Source organism: Thalassovita mediterranea (genome assembly GCA_019448215.1).
GTDB lineage: Bacteria > Pseudomonadota > Alphaproteobacteria > Caulobacterales > Hyphomonadaceae > Henriciella.
On sequence record CP080408.1, the window covers coordinates 2,219,154 to 2,237,723 of the forward strand.

17 protein-coding genes are annotated in these 18,570 nt (G+C 61.0%); 5 read left to right on the top strand and 12 right to left on the bottom strand.

Annotation, left to right across the window (positions count from 1 at the left end; all coding sequences use genetic code 11):
* Window positions 1–35 precede the first annotated feature (35 nt).
* Both cpaB and KUV46_10920 read left to right on the top strand, forming a co-directional pair.
* Complete coding sequence (gene cpaB, locus KUV46_10915; GenBank protein ID QYI99853.1) at window positions 36–917, top strand: Flp pilus assembly protein CpaB; 882 nt, start codon at window positions 36–38, stop codon at window positions 915–917.
* A gap of 90 nt (window positions 918–1,007) precedes the next feature.
* The gene (locus KUV46_10920; GenBank protein QYI99854.1) at window positions 1,008–1,367 is read left to right on the top strand and encodes a hypothetical protein; all 360 of its coding nucleotides are present in this window, start codon (window positions 1,008–1,010) and stop codon (window positions 1,365–1,367) included.
* Window positions 1,368–1,392: 25 nt separating this feature from the next.
* Here KUV46_10920 and KUV46_10925 read toward each other — a convergent pair whose 3' ends face one another.
* The 10 genes from KUV46_10925 to KUV46_10970 form a co-directional block, all read right to left on the bottom strand.
* Entirely contained in the window at window positions 1,393–2,349 is a 957-nt protein-coding gene (locus KUV46_10925) for a type II secretion system F family protein (protein QYI99855.1), read from the bottom strand.
* A 4-nt stretch (window positions 2,350–2,353) separates the two neighbouring features.
* On the bottom strand, window positions 2,354–3,307 hold the full coding sequence (locus tag KUV46_10930; GenBank protein ID QYI99856.1) for a type II secretion system F family protein: 954 nt from the start codon (window positions 3,305–3,307) through the stop codon (window positions 2,354–2,356).
* On the bottom strand, window positions 3,308–4,771 hold the full coding sequence (locus KUV46_10935; GenBank protein ID QYI99857.1) for a CpaF family protein: 1,464 nt from the start codon (window positions 4,769–4,771) through the stop codon (window positions 3,308–3,310). It abuts the gene before it with no gap.
* Complete coding sequence (locus KUV46_10940; GenBank protein ID QYI99858.1) at window positions 4,772–5,959, bottom strand: hypothetical protein; 1,188 nt, start codon at window positions 5,957–5,959, stop codon at window positions 4,772–4,774.
* A 2-nt stretch (window positions 5,960–5,961) separates the two neighbouring features.
* A complete protein-coding gene (locus tag KUV46_10945; protein ID QYI99859.1) occupies window positions 5,962–7,410 on the bottom strand; it encodes a type II and III secretion system protein family protein in 1,449 nt (482 codons plus the stop codon).
* A gap of 165 nt (window positions 7,411–7,575) precedes the next feature.
* Window positions 7,576–8,949: an NAD-dependent succinate-semialdehyde dehydrogenase gene (locus tag KUV46_10950; protein ID QYI99860.1), complete on the bottom strand. Its 1,374-nt coding sequence runs from the start codon at window positions 8,947–8,949 to the stop codon at window positions 7,576–7,578.
* A 33-nt stretch (window positions 8,950–8,982) separates the two neighbouring features.
* The gene (doeA, locus tag KUV46_10955) at window positions 8,983–10,215 is read right to left on the bottom strand and encodes an ectoine hydrolase (protein QYI99861.1); all 1,233 of its coding nucleotides are present in this window, start codon (window positions 10,213–10,215) and stop codon (window positions 8,983–8,985) included.
* Complete coding sequence (locus KUV46_10960) at window positions 10,212–11,435, bottom strand: aspartate aminotransferase family protein (GenBank protein QYI99862.1); 1,224 nt, start codon at window positions 11,433–11,435, stop codon at window positions 10,212–10,214. The genes doeA and KUV46_10960 overlap by 4 nt, the downstream gene beginning before the upstream one ends.
* Before the next feature lie 30 nt (window positions 11,436–11,465).
* Window positions 11,466–12,680, bottom strand: coding sequence for a N(2)-acetyl-L-2,4-diaminobutanoate deacetylase DoeB2 (gene doeB2, locus KUV46_10965; protein QYI99863.1), 1,215 nt, complete (start codon window positions 12,678–12,680; stop codon window positions 11,466–11,468).
* 89 nt (window positions 12,681–12,769) lie between these two features.
* The gene (locus tag KUV46_10970) at window positions 12,770–13,024 is read right to left on the bottom strand and encodes a hypothetical protein (GenBank protein ID QYI99864.1); all 255 of its coding nucleotides are present in this window, start codon (window positions 13,022–13,024) and stop codon (window positions 12,770–12,772) included.
* A gap of 149 nt (window positions 13,025–13,173) precedes the next feature.
* Here KUV46_10970 and KUV46_10975 point away from each other — a divergent pair, with 149 nt between their 5' ends.
* Window positions 13,174–14,415: a putative DNA modification/repair radical SAM protein gene (locus tag KUV46_10975; protein ID QYI99865.1), complete on the top strand. Its 1,242-nt coding sequence runs from the start codon at window positions 13,174–13,176 to the stop codon at window positions 14,413–14,415.
* Window positions 14,415–15,857, top strand: a complete 1,443-nt coding sequence (locus tag KUV46_10980; GenBank protein ID QYI99866.1) for a UdgX family uracil-DNA binding protein — start codon at window positions 14,415–14,417, stop codon at window positions 15,855–15,857. Before KUV46_10975 ends, KUV46_10980 begins: the two co-directional genes overlap by 1 nt.
* Before the next feature lie 18 nt (window positions 15,858–15,875).
* On the opposite strand, the gene KUV46_10985 is transcribed toward KUV46_10980, so the two are convergent.
* Window positions 15,876–16,502 (bottom strand): exopolysaccharide biosynthesis protein, encoded by a 627-nt coding sequence (locus tag KUV46_10985; GenBank protein QYI99867.1) that lies wholly within the window; start codon window positions 16,500–16,502, stop codon window positions 15,876–15,878.
* A 60-nt stretch (window positions 16,503–16,562) separates the two neighbouring features.
* On the bottom strand, window positions 16,563–17,168 hold the full coding sequence (locus KUV46_10990) for a TetR/AcrR family transcriptional regulator (GenBank protein QYI99868.1): 606 nt from the start codon (window positions 17,166–17,168) through the stop codon (window positions 16,563–16,565).
* A gap of 152 nt (window positions 17,169–17,320) precedes the next feature.
* Here KUV46_10990 and KUV46_10995 point away from each other — a divergent pair, with 152 nt between their 5' ends.
* Window positions 17,321–18,559, top strand: a complete 1,239-nt coding sequence (locus KUV46_10995; GenBank protein ID QYI99869.1) for an efflux RND transporter periplasmic adaptor subunit — start codon at window positions 17,321–17,323, stop codon at window positions 18,557–18,559.
* The last annotated feature ends 11 nt before the right edge of the window (window positions 18,560–18,570 follow it).

Below are 18,570 nucleotides of genomic sequence, written 5' to 3' on the forward strand. Positions count from 1 at the left end.
TTCGGTGGCGAATAGCTGTCTGGGAGGTTCGCCTCGTGAAAATGTCTCCAATCGTCTCGCTCGTCCTGTCGCTCGTGTTTGGCGGCGCCGCCGTCCTCGGTGCGCGCCTCTGGCTTGGCGGCGACAAGGATCCAGCACCGGCCGAAATGACCGAAGTGCAGCCGGTCGTTATCGAGACCCGCGATGTGCTCGTCGCCGTGCGCGACATCCCGCGCGGCGTGACGCTCGACCCGGCCTGGTTCGAGACAGAAGCAATCCCTGTCACCGATGTCCCCCGCGGCGCTTTCGAAACGCGAGGCGACCTCGAAGAGACGGGGCTGGAGCGCCCGACCCTGATCGAGATCGGCAGCGGCGAAATCCTGTCAGAGAAGATGCTGCTCGCAGTCGGCATGCGCGCCTCGCTCTCATCAAAGATCCGCCCCGGCATGCGCGCCTATACGATCCAGATGAATGACGTTGCGGGCGTGGCCGGCTTCGTCCTGCCGGGCGACATGGTGGACATCATCTTCATGGCCAATGATGGCGCAGCCCTCGTTGACGACCAGCCCGTGCGCGCGGGCGGGGCCAGCGCCGAAGTCTTGCTTCAGAATGTTGAAGTCATGGCGCTCGACCTTAACGACGATGTCGCCGGAAATGACCCGTCGCCATTCCGCACGGCAACGCTCGCCGTTACGCTTGAACAGGCCCAGACGCTCTCCGTCGCAGGCAAGTCCGGTACGCTGTCGCTGGCGCTTCGCGGCAGTGCGGACGATGCTTATGAGATGGCCGAAGCCGTGCGCCTGCGCTCCCCAGCGCCCGCGCCGCGCCAGGTCGCAGCAGCGCCGCAGCCAGCTGCCCCCCGTGCGCCGTCTGGCACGCAGGTCGCCATCATCATGGGCGATCAGGAATCCATGGTCCGGGTCCCGTCCAGCCAGTAATCCGGCGGCGATTTTCCGCGCCCGACAGCCTATCTTGCGCTAGATCCAGCTTTCGCGTTTCATATGAGGCGCGACAAGCTGGATTTGCGCATGAGCGTCACACTCATCATTCTTCTCTGCCTTGGGGGCGTCCTGCTTGTCGCTGTCGTCAACGTAGCTTGGGCGGCGGAGAGGCGTATAGTCCAACCAGTTTCCGGTGACGTGACCGACGTGCGCAATCAACCGACCGAGATACAGCCGACAACGCCAACCCGCACGCCGGCCATGTCTCTAGGTGAGCCCGTTCTCACCCACCCATCCACGCCTTTGCCTGCAGAGGTTTCAGAAACTCTGGAGGCAGAGTGCGCGCCGATTGCGGCGACGGTGCAGGTCACGGCTTCTGCTTCGGGGGCAGGGCGGTTCACCTATGTTCAGTATACCGAAATCATGGTCGTACGCCGTCGGGGCTGAACAGCCCGGCTAAGATGCGGCGGGCTTAGGACGTAGCCGCCATCACTTCCATCATGCGCACCACGGCAGGCAGCATGAGCACCGTCAGAAGCGACGGAAACACGAAGAGGATCAGCGGCACGACCAGCTTGGCCGGAAGCGCCAGCGCCTTCTCCTCTGCATAGAGCATCCGCTTTTCGCGCATGTCGGTTGCAAAGACGCGCAGTGTTTCACCCACGCTTGTGCCGAGCTCTTCGGACTGGCGCAGCATGGTGGCGAGCGCGCGTGCCTCATCAAGACCGAGGCGGTCTGCGAAGTTCTTCCAGGCTTCAGTGCGTGCCCGGCCGGCGCGCGTCTCGAGGTTCATGATCTTCAAATGGTCAGCTAGGTTCGGATAACGCTGCGCCAGTTCTTCGGACACGCGCTGCACTGCGCCGTCGAGGCTGAGGCCGGCCTCAACGCAGGCCACCATCAAGTCCATCATGTCCGGAAAGCCTTCGCGGTACTGGTCCTGTAGCCGCGAGAGCTTTTTATCCAGTATGAAGGAGGGCGCGACAAAGCTGATGACGGCCAGGCCGCCTGAGGCGAGCATCAGCCCATTGCCGGGCAGCATATCGCCATAGAGCGGCCAGGTTGCGAGCAGCAGGAGTTGCGGCACTATCAGCGCGATGAAACGGATGCCGATGAAGAGGTAGGGGGCAGCCTTCGAGTAATACCCCGCCTTGAACAGGCGCGCGCGCAGCTTGCTCAGCGCTTCCGAATTCGGGTCGGAAAAGCGACGTCCGATCTTCTCGATCACCTGGTCGCGTTTCTGGCTGGCGCTCTGGGACTGCGCACGAACGCGCCGCGCCGTATCGCTCTCCAGCCGCTGCGCCATCTTCTTCTTGGCTTTCAGGCCGCGGATCAGTTTCACCGCAAGAACCGCAAGCGCAGCCACCGTCACAATGGTCAGGATGGCGACGAGCGCGAGATTCGAGTTCTGGAGAAGGCTGATCGGCATCATTCTCTCAGACCTTGAAACTGATCATCTTGCGCATGACGAGATTGCCGATCACCATCCAGACAAGGCAGCCGCCGAGACCATACTGGACGATCTTTTCATTGATGACGCTGCCATAGAAGTGCGGCGTCAGCATGTGCATCGCGCCCATCACGATGAAAGGCGCAGAAGTCAGGATCAGCGCTGATGCGCGGCCTTCGGATGAGGCCGCCTTGATCTTGAGGCGCATCTTCTGGCGTGCACGGACGGTCGACGCGTTGACCTTCAGCAAGCTGGCCAGATTACCCCCGGTGCGCGCCTGCAGGCGCACAGTGGCGGCGAAGAGTTCGACATCTGGCTGTTGGGTGCGCTCAGCCAGCTTCTTCACAGCTTCTTCGAGGCTTGAGCCATAGGCGATCTCATCGGCGGCCATGCCGAATTCGGACCCGATCGGGTCCGGCATTTCACGCCCCACCAGTGAGACTGCCGTCGGCACCGGGTGACCGGCTTCGAGGCTACGGACGATAATCTCAAGCGCATCGGGCAATTGCTCACCCAGCTGGCGGTCGCGCGCCGCGGCTTTCATCTTGAGGAAAAAGATCGGCAGAACCGTGGATGCGAGAACACCCGCCACAGGTGTCAGCATCAGATTGGCGGTGAAATAGAAGGTCGCCGCTGCTGCAACGACGCCGACAGCGAGCGCGATCATCGACCAGGTGAGGGGATCATAAGCGAGGCCGGAGCGGGTCACGAGGTCGTTGAACCAGCGAAGCGACAGGCGGCCATTGCCGTCCTTGTCCTGTCCGCGCTGGCGACGAAGCTCAATGATGAGGTCAGCAACGCTCGCCTGCTTTTCCTGCACGCGCAGGCGCCGGTTCAGCCGCGTTTTCTCAACCGCGCCCTGTCCAAAACCGAGGACCGACTGGGCGGCGAGAAAGGCTGAAGCGAAGGCCAGCACATAGATGACGACCGAAGTCTCCATCTATTTCCCCGGCACTTCGAGAAGTGGCTTCGACGGGTCGAAATACTCCATGGGCAGGTGCACGCCGCGCCGTTGCATCTCATCGAGGCATTTCGGGCGAAGGCCCGTGGCGCGGAACTCGCCGATCACGGTGCCATCCTCTCCGGTGCGAAGGCGGTTGAACAAGAAGATGTCCTGCATCTGGATGATGTCACCTTCCATGCCCGTCACTTCGGTCACATGGGTGATGCGGCGCGAGCCATCCGACAGGCGCTGGGCCTGGATGATGATGCCGATAGCCGAAGAGATCTGCCCACGGACAGCTTCGGACGAGATGCGCAGGCCGCCCATGGCCACCATCTGCTCAAGACGGCTGATCGCCTCGCGCGGATTGTTGGCGTGGATCGTCGCCATGGAGCCTTCATGGCCCGTATTCATGGCTTGCAGCATGTCGAAGGCTTCTTCGGAACGCACCTCGCCAAGGATCACCCGGTCAGGACGCATACGCAGCGCGTTCTTCACCAGTTCGCGTTGGCGGATCTCACCCTTGCCTTCAAGGTTGGGCGGGCGCGTTTCCATGCGCGCGACGTGCGGCTGCTGCAGCTGAAGCTCTGCCGCGTCTTCGATCGTGATCAGGCGTTCCTTGTGGCTGATCGCCTTGGAGAGCGCGTTGAGGAGCGTCGTCTTACCAGAGCCCGTACCGCCGGAAATGATGCAGGTGACACGGCATTTCACGGCATTGAACAGGAACTCGGCGACCTCTTTCGGCATCGCGCCAAAGCCGATCAGCTTTTCAAGCGTCAGCGGCTTTTTTGAGAACTTCCGTATGGAAACAAGCGGGCCATCAATCGCGACCGGCTCCACCGCGGCGTTGACGCGCGAGCCGTCCAGAAGACGCGCATCGACGAGCGGCTGGCTTTCATCGACGCGGCGACCAACGGCGGACACGATACGCGAGACGATCCGGCGAAGGTGGGCATTGTCGCGGAACTTGGCTTCTGAAAGCTCAAGCTCACCGCGGCGCTCCACATAGACCTGCTTGGCGCCATTGATGAGGATATCCGAAATCGTCGGGTCTGCGAGAAGCGGCTCCAGCGGGCCGAGACCAGTCATCTCGTGATAGACCGAATCTGCAAAATCCAGCACTTCGGCCTGGTTCATCGGGATGCGCTCATCACGCACGATCTCGGAAACCAGCCGGCCGACCTGCTTCTTCATTTCTGCTTCATCGAGCTTGTCCAGAACCGAGAGGTCCAGCTCATCGATCAGCTTGTTGTGGACGCGCAGCTTGGCTTCGAGCAGGTCGAACGAGGCAGAGCCTGTGCTCTCTTCCGGCTCATCGTCGGCCTCGTTAGCATCATCCGCTGCAAACAGCGGACCCTCGTCTTTTGTCGCCTCATCCGCAGTCGCGTCTGGCACGGCGGTTTCAGGCTCGAGCTTTTCGGCGGCGGAGCTATTGCGAGAGAGAAGGGAGAAACGGGCCATCTAGGCTTTCTTTCTGCTCGGGGGTGACAGGACCATTGGGGCATTGCCTTCTTCGAGAAGGTCGATGAGGCGGCTGATATCCTTGGCGAGGCGATTACCGGGCTTGGCTTCGCTGACCGCCTGGCCGAAGTTCACGGCGGCGAGTGCTGCTTCCCATTCCGACGAGATGGTCGCGAAGACGGGGCGGCCGATAGCTTCCTCGGCCTGCGACACGGTAACGGTGCCGCCAAACAGCTTCTTGGACATCCGGTTCAGCACGATGCGCGGCTGGACGATGCCTTCTGAGGCGTCTTCGAGGTCCTCGGCGCGGTTGCGCGCGGCATGCAGCGCCGGGACGGTCAGCTCGCTCATCACGATGTTTTCGTCAGCACCCGTCACGACAGATGCCATCCAGGGCGAGGGCCAACGCGGCAGATCAACGATCACATGATCATAGAGGCTGCAGGCAACCTCGAGCATCTTGAGGATCGATTCCGGTTTGATCGCATTCCACAGCCGGTGTGAGCGCGGCGCGGCAAGAAGGTCGATGCCATTCTTGTGGTGCGTGATGAAGGCCTGAAGAAGCGCCTCATCAATGCGGTCCGCAGACTGTGTCAGCGCGCTCTGATTGAGGTTCGCCGGGCAGTTCAGATAGGACGCACACGCCCCATCGAAAAAGTCGAGATCAATGAGGCAGACTTTGCTGCGGGTCTCGCGCTGACTGAGCTGATAGGCGATCTCTACGGCCACCAGCGTCGCGCCGGCACCGCCAACTGACGGCGTCACCGTCCAGCATTTGCCGGACGAGCTATCCGCCCCCGAACTGTCCTGCTTGCAGACCAGCTCCAGCGCCTCGATCAGCGAAGTCGGCGCAATCGGCGGGGGCAGCATGTCCCAGCGCTGCAGCGACATCAGCCGCTTCACCGCAAGGATCGGAATATTCTCACCAATCACGATGCCCGGCAGGCTTGGGGCGGTCTCAGAGACGCGGATCAGCAGTTCGACAAGATCGAACGTGCCGGCATTCTCCAGCACAAGCACGCCGCCGCGCTCAGCCTGCGCCGCTTCGAGCGCGGCGTCCGGGCTCGGATGGCTGGTGACAGTGACTGTCGGCAGGTTTGCGGTCGCCGCCACCAGCGCCTCGTGCCCACCGGGCGCGAAGACGTGAAGGCGCACTGGCCCCGTCACCTGAAGCGGTGTGGCGCTCATGCCTACTCGCCTCCCATTCCCGGCACATAGCCAAGATCAGGGCGTGAGGACTGGGCCACAGGCTGGGCTGCCGCCGGAGACGGCGCGCGAAGCGTGCCCGTGCCAGCAGACGCGGCGCTCGGGCCATCATCATAGCTCAGCTCACCCAGCAGCAGGCGCTCTGCTTCCGATGGCATCGGGTTGTTCGTCAGCGGATCGGGGATGCGCGTGCCAGCTGGCGTCGGCAGGACAAGGCGCGGCGTGATGATGATGATCAGCTCTGTCTCATTCTCGCGGAAACGGTTCGAGCGGAACAGCGCGCCAAGCACAGGCACATCGCCCAGCCACGGCGTCTGCACCGAGGTCGTGTCCACCGTGTTCTGGATCAGGCCAGCAATCGCAAAGCTCTCACCATCGGCAAGCTCGATGATCGTATTTGCGCGGCGAACGCTCAGCGCCGGGATCTCGACGCTGGCAAGGCGTACCGAATTGCGCGGATCGAGCTGGCTCACCTCCGGGCTGACCTCGAGGCTCATCTTGTTGTTCGACAGGATGCGAGGCGTGAATTCGAGACTAACACCGAATTCGCGGAACTGGATGCTGATCGTGTCTTCATCGGCCGCAACTGGCACGGGGAATTCACCGCCCGCCAGGAAGCTCGCCGTCTCACCAGAGCGGGCGACGAGGTTCGGTTCGGCCAGCGTGCGGATAACGCCGCGCTCTTCCAGGGCTTCAAGAAAGAAGTCGATATTCACCCCGCCAGACGCACCCAGCAGGCTGAGGATGGATTTCGGCGCGCCGCCGGAGAGAAGCTCAGAGCCGGTCGCGAAGAGGAAATCGCCCGCGCGGCTGACTTCACCGCCAATGCCAAGCTCTTTCACGTCTTCGCGCGAGGCTTCGACGAAGCGCACTTCCAGCATCACCTGCTGCGGGCTGTTCACATCCAGCGCGTCGATCACAGCGTCCGGCGCATAGCTTGCCGCGATCTGCATGATCTCGGCAGCGGTCTCATCATCCGGCACATTCCCGCGCACATGAAGGCGCTGTGCCACCGTGCGCAGATCGAGGCTGATGTCAGGGAAGAGGGCCGCAATGTCACTCTGGATGGCGCCCAGATCATGCTCGACGCGTACATCGATAATCTCGATGAGGTCGCCATCATCATCATAGACGAGGATGTTGGTCGAGCCGATGGTGCGTCCACGGACATAGAGTCGGTTGTCGGATGTCGGCGCAGCGTCAGCAATCTCCGGCTGGGAGATGGCGATACGCGCAAACGGGCGGCCAACGGCGATGGGGGTGGACCGGTTCACGACGACAGTCAGGTCGGTCTGCGACGGACCTGCTGGCGAAGTGGAGGCGTGATGGACAGCGCTGCCAGTCTGGCGCGGCGTCGGCTCAGCGACGGCGCCAGCGGAAAGCCCACAAAACAGGACGGCAACCGAAAAGGCCTGCAAGATGGAGGACGTCATTCTTGACCCTCTTTGCTGCTTACTGGTGCCCGCATTTTGCAGGCGTTCAGTAAGCAGCCCTAAAAGAGAGACTTGAAGTCCGGCTGAAACGCGCGCGGCAAACTTGAAACAAATTTGCCGCTTCCTAATCAGCCTGTGTCAGGATTTCGTCCGCGTCCTGTCAGATCAGGCAGGCTTTGCAGGACCGACCCAGACCTGCTGGGCATTGACGAATTCGAGGATGCCGTGCGGCCCAAGCTCACGTCCGAGACCTGACGCCTTCGTGCCGCCGCTTGGCAGGCGCGGGTCTGTCTTCACAATGCCATTGACGCTGACCTGCCCGGTATCGAGCAAGCTCGCCATCGCTTCACCGCGGCTCGTCTCGGTCCAGATACTCGCCGCAAGGCCGTAGCGGGTATCATTGGCGAGCTCGACGGCATGGTCGGCGTCGCGTGCCTTTACCAGAACCCCAACCGGGCCGAACGTCTCCTCATTGAAGGCGCACATGTCCGGGGTGACGTTGGAGAGCAGTGTGACCGGATAGAAATAGCCGTCGCCGCTCGGCAACTCGCCGCCAAGCACACAGTCCGCGCCCTGTTTGATCGTCTCCTGAACCTGCCGGTGCAGCTCATCGCGAAGGTCCGGGCGTGCAATCGGGCCGACATCCGTGTCGCCCTCTCGCGGGTCGCCCAGCTTCAGCGCCGCGAGCTTCTCTTTCATCAGCGCTTCGACTTTGTCGTAAACGCTTTCCTCAACAATGATCCGCTTGGCCGCGATGCAGGACTGGCCTGCATTGATGATGCGCGACAGCGTCAGCACGTCCGTCGCCTTGTCGAGATCGGCATCGGCCAGAACGATGGAGGGGTCAGACCCGCCAAGCTCCAGCACCGCAGGCTTGATCGCTGAGCCAGCAATCCCCGCCACGGCAGACCCGCCGCGCGAAGACCCGGTAAAGGACACGCCGCGAATCCTGTCATCGCGGATTACTGCTTCAACGCTCGGTGTTTCGAGATAGAGGGCCTGGAACAGGCCTTCAGGCGCGCCCGCCTCGCGGAAGCATGTCTCAATCGCTTCGGCGCAGCCCGGCACATGCGGGTCATGCTTCATCAGGCAGGAATTTCCCGCCATCAGGGCAGGGGCCGCAAACCGGAAAGCCAGCCAGAAAGGCGCATTCCAGGGCAGGATGCCGAGAATGGGGCCAATGGGCAGGTGCTGCACATAAGACAGGCTCGCATCGGACTCCAGAACCTGCCGGGAGAGGTAGCCCTCAGCATGATCGGCATAATGCTCTGCGCACCAGGCTGACTTCTCGACTTCGCCGCGCCCTTCCTTGATCGGCTTGCCCATCTCTTCGGTCATGATGGGCGCAAGCGTCTCGACATGCTTGCGCATATGGGCTGCGACGGCCTTCAGCAGTTTGGCCCGTTCGGCGTAGGATTTGGTCTTCCACTCATGGAAGGCAGCCAGCGACGCCTCGATCTTGGCGTTGACGTCTGCCTCGCTGTCGAGCGCAACTTCACGAACGGTCTCGCCGGTCGCCGGATTGACGGCTTTCAGCATGGATTTCTCCTGATCTCAGATGTGTGGCAGGCGCTAGCTCGCAGGCTGGGCCTGTTCGCCATTGGCTTTCTTCGCGGCGGGCGCAGTCGGCTTCCCCGTCCCGGGCTTCAGCGTGAACTCTTCAGGCAGTGAGAAGAAACTCTCGCAGCCATCTTCAGTCACATAGAAGGTGTCGGAAATACCGACCGTCTTGTCACCGTCCACGCCCCAGACCCATGGGATGATATGGAAGGTCATGCCTTCCTTCAGAATCTGCGGATCGCCCTGCATGAGCGACAGGATATAGCCTTCATCCCAGCTCGGCGGAAAAGCGATCCCGATCGAATAGCCAGAGCGCGTGATGAGTGAGCCGCCATGCGAGCCAGCCGAGATAATGTCGCGTACGATCTTGTCGGCGTCCGAAACCGTAAGACCCGGCTGGACCCGGTCTCGCAGCTCAAGCAGCGCTTTTTGCATTTGCTCTTCTGCACTGCGCATGGATGGGGAAAGCTCATCCTGCATCACGATCGTGCGCATCATGGCGGTGTGATAGCGCCTGTAGCAGCCGCCCACCTCTAGGAAGACATGCTCGCCTTCCTGAACCGTGCGGCCTTCCCAGGTCGCATGCCCGATCATGGAGCGCGGGCCTGACGTTACATAAGGCATGACGGCGGGTGGCTCGCCGCCTGCTTCGAACATGGCGGCAGAGATGGCGGCACCGATCTCATTCTCGGTAACGCCGGGCTTGGCGATTTCGATACCGGCCTTCATGCCCGCTTCGGTCGCGCGGGCCGCCTTCTTCATGATCTCGATTTCGTGCTTGGATTTGCACATCCGGCCTTCTTCGACGATGCCGAAACAGTCGAGCAGGCGGCCGCCCGTATAGGCCGAATGGAAGCGGTCCTGCTGATAGGCAGGCAGGAAGTATGAGTTACGCTCATACCCGACAGTCGAATTATAGAGCCCGGCCTCACGCAGCGCCTCGATCAGGCGCTGGATGGCGTCGCCATTATCGGCATAGGGCCGCGTCTTCTCGACCCATGTGCGGGCATGGACGTTCGACTCTTCCATGTTCCGCGTGACCATGAAGCAGTCGCCGTCGAGCGGAACCACAAGGGCCTGAAAGAAGGAGTACCCCGTCGTCTGATAGTCGGTGAGGTACATCAGGTTTTCAGGGTCGGAGATGACCACGGCATCAAGGCGGCGGCTTCTCATCCGGTCGCGCAGGTCTTCCAGCCGGCGGACATACTCCTCCGGCGGGAACGTCATGTCATCGCGGTGTTTCATGCCGGCACCAGGACGGCTTCCATCGCCGCCTCCATGATGTCGAGGCCTTCATTGAGGTCCGCATCGTCAATCGTCAGCGGCGGGATGAGCTTGGCGACACGGCCTTCGCTGCCGCAACCACCGAGAAGCAGTCCCCTGTTGAAACACTCGGCCACTACCTTCTTGGCGAACGCGCCATCCTTGGTGTCGAGGCCCTGCATCATGCCTTTGCCGCGAACTTCCATGCCCGGACGCGCCATTTTCTTGAGTCGACTTTCCATGATGTCGCCCTTGCGGCGGACGTCGGCCATGAAGGCGTCATCCTTGAAATAGTCCATGGCGACCATGCCAGCGATGAAGGAGATGCCCTGTCCGCGGAACGTGCCGGTATGTTCACCGGGCGACCAGTGCTTGTCGAATTCCGGCTTGTTCAGATTCATGGCGAGCGGCGTACCAAAGCCGCCAATCCCCTTGGCCAGCGTGATGATGTCCGGGTCGAGGTCCATGCCGTCAAAGCTGAAATAGGAACCCGTGCGCCCGCACCCGGCCTGAATGTCATCCAGGATAAACAGCGCGCCGCGATCCTTTGCGAACTTGCGGATGGCCTTCAGCCACTCGGTATCGGCGACATTGACGCCGCCTTCGGCCTGAATGGGTTCGACGAGGATTGCCGCTGGCGGCTCATAGCCGGAGGACGGGTCTGCATAGGCTTCGTCCATGCCTTCCAGCGGATGGCCGAATGGCAGGCGCTCGACATGGTTGAGCGGCACACCGGCCGCATTGCGGAAATAGGCGTTCGCTGTCGCCGCGAGCGCGCCAAGCGTCATCCCATGAAAGCCATTGGTGAAGGCGATGACCTGCTTGCGGCCGGTCGCGCGGCGAGCAAGCTTCAGGGCAGCTTCTACGGCGTTTGTGCCGGTCGGCCCCGTGAACTGCATCCGGTAGTCCCAGCCGCGCGGCTCGAGGATCGTTTCGGTGAAGGCTTTGATGAAGTCACGCTTGGTGGTCGTCATCATGTCGAGGCTGTGAGGAATACCATCGGCCTCGATGAATTTAATGATCGCCTCTTTCATGCGCGGATTATTGTGTCCGAAATTCAGGACACCTGCGCCACCAAAGAAGTCGATATAGGATTTGCCAGCCTCATCGGTCTGACGGGCGTTCAGAGCGGACTTGAACACGGTGGGGTAAGTCCGTGCGTAACCCCTGACATTCGATTCCCAGCGCTCAAACAGGTCCATGACGGTCTCTCCTCGGATTCGTGTTTAGGGTTAGTCGTTCAGATAAGTTGCTTGGTCGGGTAGGGGCGCGCCTGCGAGACGCGCATAGATGCGGGTCACAATGGGCAGCAGCCTGTCATTGAAGTCGTATCGGGGTGAATGGCAGGGCTCGTGATGGCCCTTGCCGTCATCGGCGCCAATCAGGGCGAAGGCACCCGGTATTTCCTTGAGATAATAAGAGAAGTCTTCCGACGCCATGATCGGCACGGGGATCTGGTCGAAATGCCAGGCTTCGCCCAGATCTGCCGCAATCGCTTCACGCATATGGGCGGCTTCAGACGGGTGGTTCACAGTTGCGTCGTAACGGGGAAAGACCTCGACGTCGGCCTCGACCCCATACGCCTTCGCCTGCGAGATCGTGATTTCCCTGATGAGACCCTCGATGAGTGGCCGGTCATCGGCATTCGCAAGACGGATGCTGCCCGCCATTTTGGCGCTATCCGGAATGACGGTCTCACCGCTCGGCGCCTCGATTGAAGTCACGCTCACTACGGCGGCATTCTGGGGCGTAATCCGGCGCGAGATGATCTGTTGCAGCGCCATGGTGACGGCAGAGGCGGCAAGAACCGGGTCGCGTGTATTCTCAGGCTGGCTCGCATGACCGCCTGCGCCGCGCAGCGTGATCCGGAATGTCCCATTCCCCGCCATCACAGCGCCGTCGGGGCAAACCGCTTTGCCAAACGGGATTGCTGGCCAGTTGTGCCAGCCGAAGATGCAGTCGAGCCCCTCAAGCGCACCGTCTTCGATCATCTTCTTTGCGCCATGCCCGCCTTCTTCGGCAGGCTGGAAAAGTAAGGTGACGGGGCCGGGCAAGCTGTCCTCATGGCGTTTCAGCCAAGCGGCTGTCGACATCAGTGCCGCTGCATGTCCGTCATGTCCGCACGCGTGCATGCATCCGCTGTGCGAAGAGCTGTAATCGAGACCGGTCGCTTCATTGATCGGCAGCGCGTCGATATCTGCGCGCAGCCCCACATGTCTGCCGCGCGCATCCGCGGCCAGCGTCGCCACTGTGCCGGTCCCTGCGCAGACTCGGTAGGAAATGCCCAGCGCATCAAGCGATGCCCGAATGACTTCGGACGTGTCTTTTTCCTGCCAGGTCAATTCGGGGTGACGATGGAGATCGCGACGGAAATCGGTGGAGGCCGCAACAAGCGTCGGCCAATCGGTCTGCATCCCTCGGGGCAAGGTGAAGCCTTGTCTCGACATGCACTGAGCCTAACCACTGATGGGCTTGCTGCAATGGGTGGACTGCTTTCAGGGATAAAATCAGGCGTTTGCCTGAAAAACGCACAACTCTACGCTTTGGCCTTGCGGTCAGCGGCATGCAAAAGTTGCATAAATTCGTCTGGCACCGATTTTTCCGCAACGCGGCCATAGGTGCGCTTGAGGCCAGCCGACATTGCATTGCGGAATGCGCGGCGTTGATGGCGCTCTTCTGCGCTCACCTGCGTTGCTTTCTTATGCTCATGCGTGTCGGTCATCATTTTGTCTCGTTGCTCAACCTGTAAACAAACAGGCGTGCCGAGCGTTCCGATTTTATAGCTGTGCAATGGTTAACATTTTGCAGCGAACCGTTGACGTTGCGGGGCAGACACACCCGTTAGTGGTGTGGTGACTGGCTTTTTGCACCTCCTGTTTGTCGTGGAAAAATACTGCTGAATTGCTTTTACTGTCGATATGTTCCTGCTATGTTCCATCCATGGGAAAGCGCACACTTATCGATCGTCTGGCCATTCTCGCGGATGCCGCAAAGTATGATGCCTCCTGCGCCTCATCCGGGTCAGCGAAGAGGAACTCACTTTCTACCAATGGGATAGGTTCGACTGAGGGGATGGGCATTTGTCACGCTTATGCGCCTGACGGGCGATGCATCTCGCTGCTGAAGATCCTGATGACGAATTTCTGCATCTACGATTGCAAATATTGCATAAATCGGGTGTCCAGCAATGTGGAGCGGGCGCGCTTCAGCGTCGACGAAATCGTCAAGCTGACCCTCGATTTCTACAAGCGCAATTATATCGAAGGCCTGTTTCTCTCTTCCGGCATCATCCGTTCCTCGAACTATACGATGGACCAGATGGTCGAGGTCGCCCGCAAGCTGCGGGTGGAGCATAATTTCGGCGGCTACATCCACCTCAAATCCATCCCGGAAGCGGATCCGGCCCTGATTGAACAGGCAGGCCTGCACGCTGACCGCCTCTCTATCAATATCGAATTGCCGCGTGAGGCCTCGCTCAAATCCTATGCGCCCGAGAAGTCCGGCGCGGTCATCCGCTCTGCCATGGCGAATGTCCGCCACGGCATCGAGTCGCGCCAGCCTGACCGCAAGGAGCGGGGCAAGGCGCGTCCGCCGCGCTTCATTCCGGGGGGACAATCGACGCAGATGATCGTCGGCGCAGACCAGTCCTCCGATAAGGACATTATGACGACCAGCGCCTCGCTCTATTCCGGCTACAAGCTTCGCCGCGTCTATTATTCGGCCTTCAGCCCGATACAGGACAGCTCCGGCGACCTGCCGCTCATCAAGCCGCCCCTGATGAGAGAGCACCGCCTATATCAGGCCGACTGGCTGATGCGGTTTTATGGCTTCGAGAAGGATGAGATCTTCGAGGCCCGCCAGGACGGCATGCTCGACCTCGATCTGGACCCCAAACTCGCCTGGGCGCTGGAGCGGCGCGAGCGCTTTCCCGTCAATGTGAACCGCGCTACCCGCGAAGAGCTGCTGCGTGTGCCGGGCTTTGGCACCAAATCTGTGAACCGCATCCTCGCTGCGCGCCGCCACACAAACCTCCGCCTCGATCATATCGCGCGCATCGTCCGCTCGCTGAAGACCTGCCGCGACTTTATTGAGACGGTGGACTGGCACCCGTCCCGCGCGCTCGACCTTGTCACCTTGCGCGACAGGTTCGTGCCTCAGCCCCAGCAGCTCCAGCTTCTCTGATGCACCAGATCAGCCTGTCTTCCGAAACGGATTTCGATGGATGGCGCGATGCGGCCCGGCGTCTAGCGGGGCAGGGCGTGCCGCCAGCCGACATTCACTGGTCCGGCAGCACTGCGGGCGGAGACGATCTCTTTGCCGCCGTTGGCACGCCCGAACCTGCCGCGCCATCCCGGTCTACGCCGCGAGACGTCAAAGTCCCGAAAGCCTTCATCGATATGGCCAGGCGGGTCATCTGCCACCGCGATCCGGCCCGTTTCGCCTGGCTCTACCAGCTATTGTGGGACCTGCAGCGCAACCGCGCCGCGCTCACCGATCCCCTCAATGATGCGGCCCGCTGGGTCAAAGGCGCCGACAAGCAGATCCGCCGCGACGTTCACAAGATGCATGCCTTCGTCCGCTTCCGGAAAGTCGGAGAGCGGGAGGGCCGCGAAGTCTTCATGAGCTGGTTTGAGCCGGACAATCGCATTGTCGGCCTGACCGCGCCTTTCTTCATGCGCCGCTTCACCGGCATGGACTGGACCATCCTGACGCCAGATGCCTGCGCCAGCTGGGATGGCAAGAAGCTCACCTTTGCGGCGGGCGCTGACCGCTCCCGGATGCCGGCAGAAGACGCGATCGAGGACCAGTGGCGAACCTATTACGCCTCCATCTTCAATCCAGCCCGGCTCAAGGTCGACGCCATGCTGTCGGAAATGCCCGCAAAATACTGGAAGAATTTGCCAGAGGCAGAACTCATCCCTGACCTCATCCGCAAGTCATCCCAACGCACCGGCGCGCTTCTCTCGGCGCCCTCGACCGATGCGAATATCAGGACCTCGCGCATGTCGAATTTCTTCGTTGAAGAAGAAGAGGTTGAAATCAACTCACTAGATGATGCACGCCGCGCCGCTTCGAAATGTGATCGCTGCCCGATCCATGAGTGCGCCAGCCAGACCATATTCGGCGAAGGCCCGCCTGACGCGCGGCTCATGATCATCGGCGAGCAGCCGGGTGATCAGGAAGACATCGCCGGCAAACCATTCGTCGGCCCTGCCGGCCAACTGTTCGACAAGGCGATGGCGGAAGCGAATGTTGAGCGCCGTAAGGCCTATGTCACCAATGCGGTGAAGCACTTCAAATTTACCCCGCGCGGCAAACGCCGCATGCACCAGAAGCCGAATGCGGGCGAGATCGATACGTGCCGCTTCTGGCTGGATCTTGAGCGCAAATTCGTGGCGCCGGACATTATTGTAACGATGGGGGCAACTGCGCTGCGCGGCGTATTTGGCAAGGCGGTCGCCCTCAAGGATGTTCGCGGCGCGCTGACAGAGCTTGATAATGGCACCCGCCTCATCGCCACCATTCACCCGTCATACTTGCTGCGCCTGCCAGACAGGCAGCGTGCGGCAGAAGAGTATGAGAAATTCGTCGACGACCTTGCCCGCGCGCGCTCGCTTCTCTGATCGGATGCGGCCTGACGCCTATCCCATTCCGAAGAAGGACGCGAACTTGTCCCATGGGACAAAGGCAATCGTGAGCGCTGTCGTGATCGCGGCGAGCACATAGCCGATCAGCATCAGCACCCCGTCGCGTGCCATGATGGCAAGGCCATAAAGCGTGATCGCTGCGCCTGGAGCGGCTACGGCAAAGGGAACCAGTTCCAGCGGGATCATGAGCAGGGCGAGGAAGATGATAATGACGGCGGAGGCATAGATCGCCCATGGCCCGGTCAGCATGGTGATGCGCTCTGACACGAGGCCATCAATGCGTTTCAGCCAGGGCTTCGCCTTCTTGTCGGCTGCCTCGAGCTTTTCCTTCGAAATGGATCGCTTCTCAATGAAGTTTGGTACCCAGATCCGCTTTGCGCCAAAGACGATCTGTACAGTGAAGAGGATGATCACGAGGCCGACGATCATCGGCAGTCCGGGAACGGCGCCGATGGGCGGCACGGTTACCAGCATGCCGAGCAAGACGATTATTGGGCCAAAAGAGCGTGCCCCGAACAGGTCCAGAATGTCCCCGAACGTGACATTGTCGCCGTCCACTTCGTTGATAGCCCGCTCAAGGACATTCTCGAGTGGGTTATCCCGCGATGCTGTATCTGCCATCGGGGTAGGTCCCTTTTTCCGTCGATAGTTACACCAATAGCGTGTAATCGACCGAAAGGTTCATTTGGCCTGCTGGCCAAGTGTCGGGGACAGGATTGATGTCATCGTCTGGCGCATCAGGACGACCATATTGGTGAGGTCGAGGTCGGGATTACGCAGCAACCGGTTCGCCAGCCCGGAAAATTGTACCATCATCATGTCGGTTCGCGCTTCCGCCAGGTCGAGACCGATCTTGTCGCGTATAAGATGTGTGAGCTGGTCGCGAACGTAGCGGTCATGCTTGTGAATGATACAGGCAATCTCCGGGTTTCTCTGACACTCCGCCAGCATCTCCATATTCAGGGCAGACTGGAGAATATCGGTCTTTTCCGCGATGGACAGCACCGCCCGCTCGGTCATCACGGCCGCGAGCTCTGTTGAGTCGACGGCATCAAACTCGGCAAAACGTTCTGCGGCGCGCGCCGACTCGCGGTCGACGATGGCGGCGATGATCGCCTCCTTGCTTTCGAAATAGTGGTAGATGTGGCCGGGGCTCATTTTCGCCTTGGCGGCAATTTTGGCCATGCTCGCGCGGTGAAACCCCAATTCCACGAAACAATGTGCCGCTGCGTCAAGGACTTGGGCGATCCTCGCATTGCGGCGCTTTTCCGCGCCCGTGAGTGGCATTGGTTTTTGTTCCAACTATTTCACATCCCGACATTGACTTTGTGCGTTGCAGCAACAAATAGAACGTTCATTCTAAAATCAACCGGCTTGATACATCAATCCTCGCCGGTCCGACGGCGCGTAGGAAACACATGCCCCACTCTAGAAAGTCTTTGGCCCGGACCCTGAAATGGGGTTTTGCAGGAGCCGCAAGCGCAACACTTCTGGTTCTCGCCGCATGCGGTGGCGGAGAGGGCGGTGATGCCGCTGGCGCAGGCGCGTCAGAAGGCGCAGGCCCGCCTCAGCAAATGGCCGCGCGCGTCGAAGTCATGCCGGTCCAGCCTTCCTCCATCGGAAGTGTCCGCACGCTGCCGGGGCGCGCCACCCCCTATGCAGAAGCTGAAATCCGCCCACAGGTGTCAGGCCTGATAGAAAGCCGCCTGTTCACAGAGGGCGAAGTCGTCGCCGAAGATCAGGCGCTTTATCAGATCGACGCCGATGAATATGTCGCCGCCGTCCAGAGCGCTGAGGCTTCGCTGGCCCGTGCGCAGGCGACGGCAGCTGCTGCAACGGAAACGGCAAGCCGTTTTGAGCGCCTCGCCGATATAAATGCTGTCAGCCAGCAATCCTATGACGAGGCTGTCGCCGCGCAGAAGCAGGCCGAAGCCGATGTCGGCATTCAGCGTGCCGCCCTGCAGCGCGCCCGCATCGACCTTGCCCGCACAAAAGTGCGCTCCCCCATTGCCGGCCGGATCGGGCGCTCTGCTGTAACCGAAGGCGCTCTTGTCACCGCCAATCAGGCGACCTCACTCGCCCGCGTGCTGCAGCTGGACCCGATCTATGTCGACATGACCGCGTCGAGCGCGCAGGTGCTGCGCTGGAAGCGCGACGTCTCGGAAGGCAAGATCGAGACGCTTGGCCCGACCTCTGGCCGCTCAGCCGCCGTGCCGGTCACGCTCGAGTTTGAAAACGGCGACGACTATCCACTGGAAGGTCAGCTTGAATTCTCAGAGGTCAGCGTCGACCAGGAAGCTGGCACCGTCATTGTGCGGGCCCAGTTCCCGAACCCGGACAATCTCATCCTCCCAGGCATGTTCCTGAAGGCGTCCTTCGCCGCTGGCACTTACAATAATGTCTATGCTGTCCCGCAGCGTGCCGTTCAGCGCACGCCGCAAGGCGACGGCTATGTGTTCGTGGCATCCGACGACGGGACGGCCGTTCGAAAGTCGCTCACCATCCAGGAAGCCAATGGCTCGAACTGGATTGTCACTGAGGGCCTGTCGCCCGGCGACAGGGTCATCGTAAGCGGCTTCCAGAATGTGCGCGACGGCGCGCCTGTTGAGGTGATTGCGTCTCGCCAGGAAGAAATGGCGTCGATGCCGTCGTCAGGGGCGGCGGTTCAGCCCGAATAAAGCTCAGTTAT

What these genes read in the sequence shown, in the direction of transcription:
- KUV46_10920 (QYI99854.1), top strand. Translation starts at nt 1,008, where the DNA reads ATGAGCGTCACACTCATCATTCTTCTCTGCCTTGGGGGCGTCCTGCTT.
- KUV46_10925 (QYI99855.1), bottom strand. Translation starts at nt 2,349, where the DNA reads ATGATGCCGATCAGCCTTCTCCAGAACTCGAATCTCGCGCTCGTCGCC.
- KUV46_10930 (QYI99856.1), bottom strand. Translation starts at nt 3,307, where the DNA reads ATGGAGACTTCGGTCGTCATCTATGTGCTGGCCTTCGCTTCAGCCTTT.
- KUV46_10935 (QYI99857.1), bottom strand. Translation starts at nt 4,771, where the DNA reads ATGGCCCGTTTCTCCCTTCTCTCTCGCAATAGCTCCGCCGCCGAAAAG.
- KUV46_10940 (QYI99858.1), bottom strand. Translation starts at nt 5,959, where the DNA reads ATGAGCGCCACACCGCTTCAGGTGACGGGGCCAGTGCGCCTTCACGTC.
- KUV46_10945 (QYI99859.1), bottom strand. Translation starts at nt 7,410, where the DNA reads ATGACGTCCTCCATCTTGCAGGCCTTTTCGGTTGCCGTCCTGTTTTGT.
- KUV46_10950 (QYI99860.1), bottom strand. Translation starts at nt 8,949, where the DNA reads ATGCTGAAAGCCGTCAATCCGGCGACCGGCGAGACCGTTCGTGAAGTT.
- doeA (QYI99861.1), bottom strand. Translation starts at nt 10,215, where the DNA reads ATGAAACACCGCGATGACATGACGTTCCCGCCGGAGGAGTATGTCCGC.
- KUV46_10960 (QYI99862.1), bottom strand. Translation starts at nt 11,435, where the DNA reads ATGGACCTGTTTGAGCGCTGGGAATCGAATGTCAGGGGTTACGCACGG.
- doeB2 (QYI99863.1), bottom strand. Translation starts at nt 12,680, where the DNA reads ATGTCGAGACAAGGCTTCACCTTGCCCCGAGGGATGCAGACCGATTGG.
- KUV46_10975 (QYI99865.1), top strand. Translation starts at nt 13,174, where the DNA reads ATGGGAAAGCGCACACTTATCGATCGTCTGGCCATTCTCGCGGATGCC.
- KUV46_10980 (QYI99866.1), top strand. Translation starts at nt 14,415, where the DNA reads ATGCACCAGATCAGCCTGTCTTCCGAAACGGATTTCGATGGATGGCGC.
- KUV46_10985 (QYI99867.1), bottom strand. Translation starts at nt 16,502, where the DNA reads ATGGCAGATACAGCATCGCGGGATAACCCACTCGAGAATGTCCTTGAG.
- KUV46_10990 (QYI99868.1), bottom strand. Translation starts at nt 17,168, where the DNA reads ATGCCACTCACGGGCGCGGAAAAGCGCCGCAATGCGAGGATCGCCCAA.